The 13,921-nt window shown below is 59.2% G+C and carries 12 protein-coding genes; 3 read left to right on the top strand and 9 right to left on the bottom strand.

Annotated features, from left to right (window positions below; translation table 11 throughout):
* Positions 1–11 precede the first annotated feature (11 nt).
* On the top strand, positions 12–1,724 hold the full coding sequence (locus tag X738_RS67865; RefSeq protein ID WP_023801356.1) for an HAD-IIB family hydrolase: 1,713 nt from the start codon (positions 12–14) through the stop codon (positions 1,722–1,724).
* Between the two features lie 162 nt (positions 1,725–1,886).
* Here X738_RS67865 and X738_RS67860 read toward each other — a convergent pair whose 3' ends face one another.
* Together X738_RS67860 and X738_RS67855 are read right to left on the bottom strand one after the other, a co-directional pair.
* Positions 1,887–2,333, bottom strand: a complete 447-nt coding sequence (locus X738_RS67860; RefSeq protein WP_023801355.1) for a TIGR02588 family protein — start codon at positions 2,331–2,333, stop codon at positions 1,887–1,889.
* A complete protein-coding gene (locus tag X738_RS67855; protein ID WP_245277751.1) occupies positions 2,330–3,088 on the bottom strand; it encodes a TIGR02587 family membrane protein in 759 nt (252 codons plus the stop codon). Before X738_RS67855 ends, X738_RS67860 begins: the two co-directional genes overlap by 4 nt.
* A gap of 284 nt (positions 3,089–3,372) precedes the next feature.
* Between X738_RS67855 and X738_RS67850 the strand changes: the two genes are divergently transcribed.
* Positions 3,373–3,816 (top strand): PPC domain-containing DNA-binding protein, encoded by a 444-nt coding sequence (locus X738_RS67850; protein ID WP_023801352.1) that lies wholly within the window; start codon positions 3,373–3,375, stop codon positions 3,814–3,816.
* A gap of 509 nt (positions 3,817–4,325) precedes the next feature.
* Here the strand turns inward: X738_RS67850 and X738_RS67845 are convergent.
* From X738_RS67845 to X738_RS67815, 7 genes are all read right to left on the bottom strand, one after another.
* Positions 4,326–5,888: an adenylate/guanylate cyclase domain-containing protein gene (locus X738_RS67845; protein ID WP_023801351.1), complete on the bottom strand. Its 1,563-nt coding sequence runs from the start codon at positions 5,886–5,888 to the stop codon at positions 4,326–4,328.
* 25 nt (positions 5,889–5,913) lie between these two features.
* Positions 5,914–6,285 (bottom strand): response regulator, encoded by a 372-nt coding sequence (locus tag X738_RS67840; RefSeq protein WP_031255744.1) that lies wholly within the window; start codon positions 6,283–6,285, stop codon positions 5,914–5,916.
* 49 nt (positions 6,286–6,334) lie between these two features.
* The gene (locus X738_RS67835) at positions 6,335–9,067 is read right to left on the bottom strand and encodes a hybrid sensor histidine kinase/response regulator (RefSeq protein WP_023801349.1); all 2,733 of its coding nucleotides are present in this window, start codon (positions 9,065–9,067) and stop codon (positions 6,335–6,337) included.
* The gene (locus X738_RS67830) at positions 9,064–9,825 is read right to left on the bottom strand and encodes a Tll0287-like domain-containing protein (protein WP_031255742.1); all 762 of its coding nucleotides are present in this window, start codon (positions 9,823–9,825) and stop codon (positions 9,064–9,066) included. The genes X738_RS67835 and X738_RS67830 overlap by 4 nt, the downstream gene beginning before the upstream one ends.
* A gap of 1,178 nt (positions 9,826–11,003) precedes the next feature.
* Positions 11,004–12,278, bottom strand: coding sequence for a DUF763 domain-containing protein (locus tag X738_RS67825; protein ID WP_031255741.1), 1,275 nt, complete (start codon positions 12,276–12,278; stop codon positions 11,004–11,006).
* Between the two features lie 150 nt (positions 12,279–12,428).
* On the bottom strand, positions 12,429–12,866 hold the full coding sequence (locus X738_RS67820) for a GFA family protein (protein ID WP_023801346.1): 438 nt from the start codon (positions 12,864–12,866) through the stop codon (positions 12,429–12,431).
* The gene (locus X738_RS67815; RefSeq protein ID WP_023801345.1) at positions 12,863–13,525 is read right to left on the bottom strand and encodes an alpha-ketoglutarate-dependent dioxygenase AlkB; all 663 of its coding nucleotides are present in this window, start codon (positions 13,523–13,525) and stop codon (positions 12,863–12,865) included. The genes X738_RS67820 and X738_RS67815 overlap by 4 nt, the downstream gene beginning before the upstream one ends.
* On the opposite strand from X738_RS67815, the gene X738_RS88760 reads away from it, so the two are divergent.
* Entirely contained in the window at positions 13,519–13,872 is a 354-nt protein-coding gene (locus X738_RS88760; RefSeq protein ID WP_306454976.1) for a KTSC domain-containing protein, read from the top strand. The genes X738_RS67815 and X738_RS88760 overlap by 7 nt on opposite strands.
* Positions 13,873–13,921 lie beyond the last annotated feature (49 nt).

Below are 13,921 nucleotides of genomic sequence, written 5' to 3'. Positions count from 1 at the left end.
ATGGTCGACAGATGTATTTCATTGCCTTGGCGACGGACTATGACGGCACGCTGGCGCACGATGGGATCGTAGTCGAAAAGACGCTTGCAGCCCTCGAACGATTCAAGAAAAGTGGCCGCAAGCTCATCCTCGTCACTGGCCGCGAACTGCCCGACCTCAAGCGGGTTTTTCCCGAACTCGGCGTGTTCGACAAGGTCGTCGCCGAAAATGGGGCGTTGATCTACACGCCTGCCAGCGAGGAAGAACGTGCGATCTCACCGGCGCCGGCGCCGAAATTTGTCGCCAGTTTGAAGAAACGCGGCGTCAAGCCGCTTTCAGTCGGACGGTCGATCGTCGCGACCTGGGAACCACACCAGGCAACAGTTCTTGAGGTCATCAAGGAACTCGGGCTGGAGCTGGAAATCATCTTCAACAAGGGCGCGGTGATGGTGCTGCCCACCGGCATTAACAAGGCAGCCGGGCTGGCAGCCGCACTTGAGGACCTCAAGCTGTCGCCACACAATGTGGTCGGTATTGGCGATGCTGAAAACGATCATGCGTTCCTGCGGGCCTGCGGCTGCAGCGTCGCTGTCGAGAACGCCCTTGCGGCGGTCAAGGATACAGCGGATCTTGTAACGCGCGGCGCACGTGGAAAGGGCGTCGAGGAACTGATCGAAAAGCTGGTAAAGCGTGATCGGGAATTTGTCCGAAAAGCCCGTGACGGCATCCTTCTCGGTTCGGTCGGCGGCGACGAAGTCTATCTGACGCCGACCGACACGGTTCTGATCGCCGGAAGCTCCGGCATCGGCAAATCCACCTTGGCCACCGCGCTGACGGAACACTTCGTCGAGAACGGATTTCAATTCTGCGTTTTCGATCCGGAAGGCGACTATGATGGCCTCGAAGGCGCCGTCCGGGTAGGCGATGCCTCAAGCGAACCGACAAAGGCACAAGTGCTCGACCTGATCGAAAAGCCCGACACCAATGTGGTCGTCAACGGGCTGGCGTTGCGGGTCAACGAGCGACCAGGCTTCTTTGCCGACCTGCTCCCCGGTCTTGGCAATTTCCGCTACCGTACGGCGAGGCCGCATTGGCTGGTCATCGACGAGGCGCATCATCTTCTGCCCAAGAGGCGCGACGACACGCGCGCCATCCTGTCGTTGGAATTGCCGGGCACTGTCCTGATCACCGTTCATCCGGAAGCGATCTCGACCGACGCCCTGCGTCTGGTCACTGCCGTCATTGCGCTCGGTCCCAAGGCCAAGAATGTCATCAAGGCCTTTTGTCAGGAGACGGACACCAAGCCGCCAAAGGATATTCCCTCGCCAAAAGGCGAGCGTGTGCTGTTCTGGCGGCCGCAAGCCCGCAAGAAAATTGCCATGGTCAAAGCGATCGAGCCGCGCCAGTCGCTCAAGCGTCACAGCCGCAAATATGCAGAAGGTCAACTCGACGAGGCCGGCAGCTTCTATTTCAGAGGTCCCGACAACGCGATGAACCTCCGGGCCCACAACCTGATGATCTTCGCTCAGATTGCCGAGGGCATCGACGACAGAACCTGGGAGCATCACCTGCGCGCCGGCGACTATTCCGAATGGTTTCGCCGACAGATCAGGGACAAGGATCTGGCGCGCGAGACCGCCGACGCGGAAAAGGACGAAATGCTCTCGGCGCAGGAAAGCCGCAAGCACGTTCTGGATGCGGTGCGTCGCCGTTATACGGCTCCTGCCACCGCCCCGGAGGAATAGAGAGGAATAGGGTGCGAAAGGATCGCCCACGCACATCATTCTCGGAGGCACCGGCCGTGTTGGTTCTCTGCAGCCATGTCGCTTTTACAGCAGGGCGAAGCAGTGGCCGGTTGACCGCGTCATCCACGCCGAGTTCCCTTTCATCCATGGCGTTTTGACTGGTCAGGGTTCACTATATCCAATGGCAAAGAGGCGCAGGTCATAGGCCTCGGGATCGCGACGAAAGATCAACGCGCCCTTCCGTTGGGAATTCTGTGGGACATAGTCGAGCGTAGCGCTGCTATCCTCGACGACCTCATCGCCGTTGCGGAGCTCACCTTTGATCTCGACAGCAGCAACTGATTTCCCCGCCCTGTTTGCAGCGGCGAACTCGACCACGTAGCCCCCCTCGGTGACCGCGACCGCGAGCGGCACCACAACGATCCGGGCGGTCCCATCGCGCGTGCTCACGCCATCGACGACAAGATAACCGAGCACGGCAAGCAGGACTACGGAGCTTATGCCCGCCACGACCCACTCCGTGACCGAAGTCCCGGGTTTGCGTGTCTTTGCTTTGTTATCGGACTGCTGCTTCTGTTGCTTGTCGCCTTTTGCCGGGTTCCTTGTCACAGAATGAGCCTCGCAACCGCCGCCCCGAGCGCGCCAGGAAACGATAGAACCACGACTGCACTAAGTGTCTCCGAAAAGCCGGCGCCATCGGTCCTGCCGAAGGTCCACAAGATGTAGAGGTTCACAAGCATCACCAGGACATAGCCGACGATCGCATAGCGAAAGAAGATGCTGACGAATCCAGCGCCTGGCTCGGGACTGTGCGAGCCGCGGAATTCGAACTCATAGACGAAGGCGTGCATGAGAGCGAGGGTGACCACCACCAGGGCGATTTCCTGCCAGGGCTCCATCTTGTAGGCGATGAGGACGACCTCTTCCGTTGGTGCGATGTTCACCGATAGAAACAGCGCTCCGACCACCATCAGGAACAGCTCTCCGGTGTAGCCGGGCTCGGGAATGTCCTCCTCCTCCAACAAACTCGGGCCGAGCTGAGCGCGTGCCAAGGATGCCCCGAGACTGCCCGGGACAATTTGCACCGCAATTTTGCCAATCACCTCCCGTAGCGGCATTTCGGCGGTCACGATGCCGAAAATAAACAACACCGCCGTAGCCGCCACAGCGGCCACAAGTATCGCCACAAAAGCATCGGCGATGCGGTCGCGCAGCGCCACCGTGTGACGAAAGCCTCCGTACTTGTGCAGCAGCACCAGCATTGGCAAAGTGACAGCGAGGAACAGGGCGAGCCGCAGTGGGTGAAGGTGAAAGCCCAGCGCCCAGGCCTCCATGGTCATCAGCACCGGGGCGGCGAAGATCAACGCTCCGGCAAAGGCACGGCCAAGACCAATCCAGAACTCACGCGGCGTTAGCGCATGCCTGACGATGATCTCGGTTGGCGCCACGTCCGCTCCTCAGAGATAGCCTGCGGGGAACAATGTTTCCTGGACAATCTTGTTCCGCACCGCTGCATCTTCGCCACAGCCGAACGGCGCTGCGATGTTCAAAGCCAAGCCAAACCTGTTGGGAACTTGCGAGCCAGCTTTCCGTTCAACCTCTCGATCGAATGACAACCCAAAGCCGACACAGCGTCTGGAGTGAAATCATGAAATCGCAGCTCGTCGCCGAAAGCGCCGGACAAAGGACGTTCGTTGTGGTGCTTGATCCCGGCGAGGAAGCGTTCGCGGCGCTCACATCTTTCGCTGTCGATAACGATATTGGCGGCGCCTCGCTGACCGCGCTCGGCGCCTTCGAAAAGGCGACTGTCGGCTGGTTCGACATCGAGGAAAAAACTTATCGGAAAATCCCGGTGCTGGAACAGTGCGAGGTGCTCAGCGCGATCGGCGACGTTGCGATCGGCGACGACGGCAAGCCCAGCCTTCACGTCCATGCGGTGCTCGGATTGCGCGACGGCAGCACGAAGGGCGGACATCTGCTCGATGGCATTGTTCGGCCTACACTCGAAGTCACTTTGGTGGAAACGCCTGGTCATCTGCGCCGCAGAAAACGTCCGGAACTCGGCATCGCCTTGATCGATCTGGATGCCTGAAGCCAAGCGCGGATCAGGCTAGTGGTGAAAACCTGACGCTTGGTCCCCGAGGTTAGACAACCGCTTTGGGTGGGAAGCCGTAGTTCGTTTAGCCTCCTGAACGAGCAGAGAGCGCCATAATCGGACTTGCGCGGCCATCGCTATGGAGGTCGCGTCTCGGACACGTTCCGGACGTATCGTGCCACATAGATCAGCACCCGTGTCGCGATAGCTCTGGCGTTATTCTCGACCATCACAGATGGATGAACTTCCGCTTGGAGATGCGGCGGAAGCACAGAAAGCCCGTCTCGACATAGGCCTCCAGTCTCGCCAGCAACCCATGACCTAAATTCGATATGGATGGGACGGGTGGTGGTAGCCAAGTCCGCCGAGCCTAACCCAGTCATGCTGATGATGACACGGACGCTGGTTAATCTGCTCTTGGATTCGCGAATGCTATGGTAGTGATAGCCTCTCAACGCCGGTGCCGTAAGCTACTCGCTTACGCGTCGCTTTGAGGAAATCAGACATCAGTGTCGAACGAGATAGGTTTCCATCGTGCCGACGCCTCTCAGTTCCACAGTGCAGCGCGGTTCTAGCTCCCAAGAGTCGTGCAAAGCGCGTCTGGTTGCCTCCGAGATTTGCATGCGGTCGGCTACGCCCTGGGATTCGAGCCGGCTTGCGATGTTCACGGTTTCGCCCCAGACATCATAGACGAACCGATGTCGGCCGATCAGACCGGCGATCACCGGTCCGGTGTGTACGCCGATTCGGACGCGAAAACTATCGCTGCCCGACGCCAAGAGCCTCAACGAGTCCAGCATGGACTTTCCCAGCGCCACGGTCCTGTCGGCGTGATCGGCCGCCGGCTCCGGAAGACCACAAGCGGCCATATACGCGTCTCCGATTGTCTTGATCTTCTCCACGGAATGCTTCTCCGCCAGCGCGTCGAACATGCTGAACATCCGGTCGAGGCGCTTGATAAGGTCGGATGCCGGCAATTTCGCTGCGATAGGCGAGAATCCGACAATATCGGCAAAAAGGATGGTCACTTCCTCGAACCGGTCCGCAATGATCTCCTCGCCCCCTTGCAGCCGCGCAACGATTTGACCGGGCAGGACGGCATGTAGAAGCGAGTCGGCCCGCCGCTTTTCCGCCTCTATCCGCTGAAGATACTGGTGCTCGCGGTCGCGCCAACGCTTTTTCTCCAGACTGGAGTTGATCCGGGCGCGCAACAGGACCGGATTGAATGGTTTAAGCAAGTAGTCGTCGGCTCCCGCCTCGATGCAGCGGACCACGGCGTCGACTTCGTTCAGCCCCGAGATCATAATGACCGGGATGTGCCGCCACCGGCGCTCAGCTTTCAATCGCGAGAGCACCTCGATGCCGTTCATGTCCGGCATCAGTATGTCCAACAGAACAAGGTCGAATTCATATTCCGCAAGGCGGGTCAGCGCGGACAGGCCTGACTCGGCAGTGACTACCTGATGACCGTCGTGCAGCAAGCGGCGCGAGAGAAGATCGCGGTTACTGCCGATGTCGTCGACGACAAGTATTCTACCGCTGCGTCCTGAGAATGCATCGTGCTCCGTCTTGCCGAGCGCCCTTTCAAGCCCTGCTGCATCGATCTCTGCCTGATCCGTCGTCCACAGCGCTTCGTTGTCGCTGGCGCGCGATAGGCCGGCAATTGCATCGACATGCGCCAACAGCTCGGCCGCAGCCGCGAGCATCACCCTGACATCTTCGTCCAATGCGTGTTCGTGCAATTCTTCGGCTTCTTCAAGGATCATTTCGGAGTAGCCGATAATCGCGTTGAGTGGTGTTCGCAAATCGTGGCGCAGTTTCGCCTCGATCTCGCGCCCTGCATGGTCCGGACAGTCGGCTTTGCCATGGATCAAGCTGTCGATGAGGCTGTTCAATTGCCGGGCAGCGGCGCCGACCCTCTCAAGATCTGGAGTGATGTGCACCAGACTATGGTTCTGCACCTGTTCTAGCAGCAGTTCCTGAAATCCCGAGATTGCCCGTGCCGGTCCAGCAAGCCGCTGCGCCAGATGGGCGGCTATTGCGTGGCGTTGGAACTCGTTGGCAGTCATGTCTCCAATCCGCCGACTCGGCGGCTCACGGATTTGCGGCAAGCAATTGTTCGATTTTCTGGACAAGCCTCGGCAGGTCCACCGGCTTGCTGTCGTAGTCATCGCAGCCGGCCTCAAGCGCCAATTCCCGATCGCTGGTCATAGCATGCGCAGAAAGCGCGATTATAGGGATCCCCGAGGTGGCCGGATCAGCCTTGATCCGCCGCGTCGCCTCCCATCCGTCCATCACGGGCAGGCTCATATCCATAAGGATCAGATCCGGTCTTTCCGAAATGGTTAGTTCCACGCCGGATTGTCCGTTTTCCGCAATAAGCACTTCGAACCCACGCCGCGACAACCGCCGCGAGAGCATGTCGCGATTCATTTCGTTGTCTTCCACCAGAAGGATTCTCGTCATCTTCGGCCTCTTCTAACGATGGGTCAACGAACTGAGATGCCGGGCCAACCTACTCGGCCGCGGAAATCTGGCGTTCGAGCGCCTTGACCAATTGAGACCTGCTGTTCGCGCCCTTGGTCACAACGGCAACCGCCCTATCGCGGAGCCATTCGAGCTCGTTCATCGACAGATCTTTCGAGGTAACTACGACCACCGGAATATTCTGCAGTTCGGGCGTCTGCTGCATCTCACTCAATGTCTGAAACCCGTCCATTTCGGGCATCAGCAGATCAAGCACCACCAGGCGCGGCAACAACCGTTTCATCAGGCCAAGTCCGCGCGCGCCGTCGCTTGCCTCGTGAACCCGCCAATCCTTCTTGATCAGGATACGCCGAAGGAAATCGCGGGAGGCTTGGTCGTCATCAATTACAAGCACATCGCGGTTGCCACCGCCGCAAGCCTCAATTGTTTGAATCAGCTTCTCGGTGTCGATCGGCTTCGTCAGGTATTCAACCGCCCCGAGTGAGAGGCCGAGTTCGCGATCTGCAAGTATCGTCGCAAGGATCACAGGAATCTCGCAAAGCTCCCTATCGTTCTTCAGAGATCGCAGCACTGACCAGCCGTCCTGATGCGGCATGATGATGTCGAGAATGATCGCCGCGGGGCGATGCGCTCGAGCAGCGGCTATTCCTTCCTCGCCGCTTGCTGCTTCGAACGATGCCAGTCCCGCCTCCGCCAAGGCCCTGGCGATGACGGTTCGGGCGGCGGGTTCATCATCTATGATCAGAACCGCCTTGTCTCGTGGCGGCAACGGCACAGCTTCGGAGGGGTGTTGCTCGCCAGATTCTTTTTTGAACTCGGCTGGAATCGCCATTGTGAAGGTCGAGCCTTTTCCGAGTTCGCTCTCGACCTTTACAACGCCTCCGATCATTCGGCTAAAACTCCGGGTTATGCTGAGGCCAAGCCCCGTTCCGCCATAGTTGCGAGTGGTGGATGCGTCCGCCTGCGTGAAAGCGTCGAAGAGCCGTTCCTGCTGCTCCGGCGTCATCCCGATCCCGGTGTCGGACACTTTGAATATCAGCCAATCGCCCTTTGGTCGTCTGTCGCGACGCACCGTGAGTGTTACACGACCCCCTTCGGTAAACTTGGCGGCGTTGCTGAGCAGGTTAAACAGGTTCTGACGCAACTTCGTCTGATCCGAATGCATTTTCCCGAGGTCGTCGTCGAGGTCCAGTACGAAACCGTTTCGGTTTTTCGCCATCAGAGGCGCGACTGTGGCCTGGACGTCGCGCATCAAATCGGCGACGACGAACGTTTCCAAGAAAATTTCCATCTTGTTCGCCTCGATCTTTGACAAGTCGAGGATGTCGTTGATGAGCGCCAGGAGATGGCGACCAGCCGCGGCGATCTTCTCCAGTTCCGGAACGAATTCCACCATGTGCTGGTCGCTCGCATCTTCGATCAGCATCTCGCTGTAGCCAATAATCGCGTTCAGCGGCGTACGCAGTTCGTGGCTGACGGATGCGACGAAGCGGCTCTTGGCTTCATTCGTCGATTCAGCACGGCTCTTGGCGCGCTCGAGTTCGTCTTGTCTCTGTTTCAATTCCGTGATGTCGGTGTAAACGGCGACCGCGCCGCCGTCAGGCGTTTTTCGCCTGCTTACGCGAACCCATCTGTCGCCGAAGCGATCCTCACAGACGAAGCCCGCCGGGTCCTTGTGGATGTGTAACCGCTGGGCAATCCACTCCTCCGGCGACGCGCCCGCAAGGTCGACTTGCCCGCCCGCCAGGCGTTGCTCCAAGATTTCTTGAAAGCTTTGCCCAGGAAGAGAAGCTCGCGCATGGTCAGGGAAGAATTCGCAAAATTTGCTGTTGGCCAGGATGACCCTGTCCTGCGGATCGAATAGGACAAATCCGTCAGAAATTGCCTCAAGCGCCGCTGCGATCGTCCGTCTTTGCTGCTCCGCCTCGTCTTCCAGTCGTTTCTTTTCAATCGCGCCCGCGCGAAAAAGTCGAAGCGCCCGCGACATTGCGCCGAGTTCGTCGCCTCCCTCAATCGGTATTTCAATATCGTAGCGTCCTTGCGTCAGTTCGCCGATGACCCGGTTCAGCCGCCGTAACGGGCCAATGATCGAGCGAAGAACAAGGATTGTAAGAAGCGACCCAATCAACAGCACGATGATCACCAGAATGGCAGCGGTAGTCGCGGTTTTCTGGGCTAGCCTTACAGCCTCGTTGCGAGCAGCTTCTGCCTCGGCGCTCACTTCCTCGACAAGTTCGTTAAGGGCGGCATCGACATTCGTGCTGTGGGTTCGCGCCTCCGCCAGGAGAGCGTTTCCAATGATGCGGTTATCCTGAGTATAGCTGTCCGCCGCCTCTAGTGCCCTTTTGACATAGTCATCCATCTCGACACGGATTTCCCTCACTGCATCGGGGGATGATTTCGAAAGGCCGTCCAGTTGGTCCAGCAGTCGCTCACGCGCCTGCTCGGCATTCCGCTGGGAGTTCATTAGCAAGCTGACCGACAAATCGGTGAGCCAGTATCGCAATTCGCCGAAGGTCACGTGCGCCGCAGCCGCATTCGCCGCGAGATCGAACAATGCCTTAGTGTCTGCGGTGCGGTCGGCACTGCGATAAAGCGCCTGCGTGAGAAGGATGGAAGATACGATGAGACTAATGAGGCCGGCCGCTGTCAGTGCAGCTACGCGGGCCGCGATCGGCAGACTGGCAAGGCGACGTCCCAGGGATTTCGACGGCGCCGGTATGGCTTCCACATCGTGGGATGTCTGTTCCAGGACGCTCATTTGAACAAGACGATGCTGATTGCGCCCCCCAAATCGCCGGCTTTTCCGCCCTCCTTGGGATATCCAGTTATGTCGATCTCGCCCTTCGGCTCGCCGTGGCAGGAAAGGCACGACTCCGTATAGTATTCGGGCAGGAGCATTCGAAATGCCGGGCGTCCCTCCACCTCGGTCACATCCGTGTAGGCTTCGCCCTTTGCTTTCTTCGGATCTGAGAAGACGCTTACGATGATGCTGGCTTCCCAAGCGTCCGGAAGAGATTTGCGGTTGCGCACGAGTTGCTCGGGCGCTGTCACGCGCACCAGAGCTTCGTTGCCAACCTTGGCGGCGAATTTCTCATTCAACAGACGCGCGAAAACGGCCGGCACGAAGCCCTTGAACCCGATCCCAGCGCGGTTGATGTCATCTTGCTGCTCGTCCACCACCTCCCGCATAGCCCCAATCTGGGCCTCAAGCAGACGCCGGTCGCGATTGGTCAATTCGCCGGAAAACGGGTCCTGGCCGGTGTTTTTTGAGTAAACGGCGATGGCCTCGCTCGCGAACCGCTCGCTGTCGAGGTGCTTGTCGCCAAGTGCTGGATCGTTGATTAGTGTCTGATAGTTGGAGACAACGCTTCGCCCCGCGCGAAGCAATTCCGCAAGTCGGATTCCCATCGCGACATCTTCAGTATCTCCCGCTCCCATGGCAGCCGACGCGAGGAAAGCGCAACCGACAAGAGCAACGCCAATGCTTCTCCGCGTCAAGGTTGACAGGGCGAACATCTCTCCATCCCGTCGAAGGAAGCCAAACAAAAAGTATAGCACGACGCAGGCCGATAGCGTAGCGACAAATGCCCATGCGCAAGCGGTGAGAGAAGGAACGAAGCATCCGCCGCCGCTCCGAAGCGGCCCTGGCCCGCAAACCCGTTTTTGCCGAACGTCTCTTGACCACCCTGGGTGGAGCACCGAGAGGTTAGCGGTGGATTTGTCAAGCTTGCCGTTAAAATATAGCTTGCTAAAGCTAGAAAATTAGCTTTGAAATATATATTCGTTGTGTTCGAGCGCAACCTCACGCACCGTAAACTTAGCATAGCAATTGTTTGTAGAAGAAGATGATGGTTCTGGCCTTATGTTGTCGGCCGGCACAACCTATGCATGTCATCTTGATCGCTTGATGAACCATCATCGCTGAAAGGAAACAGAACTATGTTACGAAAAACAATCAGCATTTCAACCCTCGCCGGCGCGGTTGCAGTCGCTGCCGCCGCGGTGCGCCCAGCCGGACGAGACCGATAAGTTCGGAATTGAGACGAGTCAGACGCTACGTAACCGGTCCTTCTCGCGGTGAATACCGCCAGTGCCGTTCCGTGCCGTGTGTTCGAGCCGATGATTAAGATGACTTCGATGTGGACGAGTTTTCATAATGGCACCATTGGCTACATTCGCGGATGGTTCCGCCTTCGCGCCGAGCGAAAAGCTATGTGGATGATAACGGACGGGTTGAGCCGGTCACCGGATGACATTCTTAACGACATTGGTATCTCGCGCGACGAAATCACGTGCGCTTTGTCAAAGCGTCCCAATCCGAGTTCCGGGTCGGGTCGGAATGCGGCCGGCCCATGATTTGTCCAGCCCACAGTATCTGCCATGTCGCATGCCAAGGTCTCATTGTCCCCGCGGCGGCGAGTCGAACCGACCCCGAGTGATCACGGCGCTGGCCGATCGGTTACCTGCTCGCAGATCGTGATTCAGTGGCTCGTCGCTCCACGACTGCGCAACAATGACAGCATTCACCCCCTGTGCGGACGTTGAAGCGCGATGTCAGGAAGGTCGTTACGGGTCAAGGCTTCCCTTCAATTTCTCCGACAGAAGGGCAGAGAAGGGTCGAAATCGGTATTTCGTTTTGGGTATCAAGCGTCAGATTTTCACCACTTGGTCCGCTGAACTGCGTTCCGGTCCGATCATCCCTTTTGTTTGATTTGTTTAGCATCCGCGGGCGGCTCGGGTGCGGCCTCCCAGCCGAACACGCTGCGGCCGCCGAGCTGATGCGACCGATCGAACTCTCCGGCGACGATTTCCTTCAGGCTCGGGCCGGTGACATAGCGTTCGACCTGCCGCGACTGCTCGTCCAGCCGCTTCAAGGCGCCGAGTTCTTCGTCGCGACCGAGCCTGGCCTTGTGGACGGCCGACTTCAGGACGCCGATCGTTTCGTCATAGACTTTCAGCGGCACGGGGAACGGATGCCTGTCCTTGCCGCCATGTGCCAGCGAGAAGCGGCCGGGATCGGAAAACCGGCATGGCGCGCCATGCAAAACCTCGGCGACCAGCGCCAGCGCCCGCACCGTGCGCGCACCGACGCCGGGTACCAGGAGAAGTTCGGAGAAATCGGCGGGGCCACGCTCGGCAGCCGCCGCCATGTTGCCATGAAGACGACGCATGATGACATCGGTTTCGCGAACGTCGTGGTGCGCCGGCATGACCAGGTGCGGCAGCATTGGCTGGTCGGGCTCCGGTGCGGCAGCCACGTCACGTTCGAGCGCGGCGAACTCCCTCAGAATGCGATCCGGTCCGAGGTCCTGCAGGAGATCCAACTGTCCCTTGCGCGAGGCATCGGCCCGGCGGTCCGTCAGGTTGACGATCTCGCCCTGGTTGGCGCCTTCGATGGCGGCATGCGGCTGGTCGACAAAACTCTTCAGGCCTTCGGACAGCCAGTGATAGCGGCGCGCCACCTTGCTGTCGCCGTTCATGCCCTGCTGTACCACGACCCAGTCGCCGTCATCGGTGACGATAAAGCCATGCAGATAAAGGTCGAAGCCGTCCTGGACGGCGGCGCTGTCAACCTTGGCGGCAAGCCGGCTGGCCATCGCCAGGCCTGTTCCGTCGAAGCCGACGCGCTCGCCGATGGCGGCAAGCTCATGCGGGGTCTTGCGCGAATGCGCGCCGCGGCCGCCGCACACGTGAATACCGAGTTCGCCGGAAAGCGGAGCCAAACCACGTTTGAGGCCGCCGATGACGCTGGTCGTGATGCCGGAGGAATGCCAGTCCATTCCCATGACGGCGCCAAACGATTGAAACCAGAAGGGATGCGCCAGCCGGCGCAGCAGCTCTTCGCGACCGTAATGGTGAATGATCGCCTCGCACATGACGGCTCCAAGGCGCGTCATACGGTCGCCGAGCCATTTCGGCACGCGTCCGCCATGAAGTGGAAGGTCTGCGCTTCCCGATCGTTGTGCCAAATTTTTCTGCCTGTTCCGACCTATGCCTTGCGCTCAACAGATAGTATAGAAAGCGGCGTGAAGAAGCGATGATGCCGGTCCGTTTGGATTACAAACTGATCGCAATTCAATTCAGCTGGGCCACTCGGGTCCCATCGGCGGCGTTGCCGGTTACCGGTCGGCCGGATTTCCGACCGCCGGATCGCGCCGCCTTGAATATCTTCCCACACGCGGCAGATCGTCGCCAAATTCCACCCACGGCAGCTTCATGTCCCAATAGGCATGAGCCTGCGGCGCAAAGCGCTCGGGGTGGTCGAAGAAGCCGATCGTCAGATAAAGTTCCTCGGGAAGCCCCTGGTCGAGGTAGGCTATGGATGTCCCGCAATCGGCGCAGAAGGTGCGGAGCACGCCTCGGGTCCTTGAGAATTTTTTTGGCGCGCCGGTGAGCAATCTGAATTGGGCCGGTCGATAGCCGACCCAGACGGTCAACGGGCTGCCTATCGCCTTGCGACAATCGTCATCGTGATCGGAGCAAATCCAGAACGGGTCACCATGCATCTCAGCACTTATCGAACCGCAAAAACAGGAGCCGGTCTCGATTCTGGTCATCGAACTATCGCTTCTGATCGAGGCGACCGTTGCGGCCGCAGGGTCCGCAGGGTGATCGAATAACGGTGCGCGGCAACCGGCGGGATGCTGTGCTCCCATTCGGTGCGCGCCAGGCCCCTCATCAGGTAAGCCGACCTTGGCTCGAGGGTGACGGTCACGCGAGCCCATCTCGTGCCGTTCTTCCGGCGGAGCCGAAAGCTGCATGGCGCAAGAAGAGAAACGCCGGCCACGGCATCGAACTGCGGCTTGTCGCGATGCCAGCCGATACCCGCGCCGGGCCGATACTCGTTGATCAAGACGTGCACGAAAGCATCGGCGGGCAGCCGCGCAAATGCCGCCACCTTGTCCCTGAGCGGCATCAGAAAAGCAGGGATCGGCGGCGCCTCGACCACCTTGCGTTGGTCAAAATCGTAGCGCAGGCCAAAACCGGCGACGCGCCGGTTTGCGAGATGGCCATGAAAGTCGAAAGGCTGGAAGGCGAGACTTTTGAGCTGCCGCACCAGTTCGGCCTCTTCCTCCGCCGTGATCAGCTCCGGCCGGTAGCAAAATCCTTCCGGCAGGTCGTCACGTGCGTGAAAGTCGGGCGCGAGAAAGTCAGGCGCGCGAAACAGGTCGCCTTGGCCAGCGGATTGCGGCTGCCTGGTTTTGAGCGATGGCATCAACCCTAATTGGTGAAGCCGGCCCGTGGCGGCAAGGCCTTGGGGCCCGCCGGATCATTGCCTCCACATGCGCGAGATGGAACCCGGATTGCCGGGGCGGGTTATTGCCCAGGCGCGTCGAGTGTTGGGAAATGCCTTCAACTGTTATCCAAAGCATCAATTACGACCCGGCGACGAGGACCCTCTCCGTATGGTTTGTCCCAAGCGGAAATCGCTACGATTTCAACGACGTGCCGCCGCAAACTTATGCGGCATTCCGCAAGGCCTGGTCAAAAGGCCGGTTTTTCAACGCCTTCATTCGCGACCGGTATAGCTACCATCTGGTCGAACAGAGCCCGTCGGGATGAGATCTTTTGCCCTTGTCGCGCGTAGCGCATCCGGGAGAATCCGGTCGGT

This window comes from Mesorhizobium sp. L48C026A00 (assembly GCF_000502375.1).
In the GTDB taxonomy this organism is placed as follows: domain Bacteria; phylum Pseudomonadota; class Alphaproteobacteria; order Rhizobiales; family Rhizobiaceae; genus Mesorhizobium; species Mesorhizobium muleiense.
The sequence above is the reverse complement of the archived record's forward strand: the minus strand, read 5'-3'. Positions and strand labels throughout refer to the sequence as shown.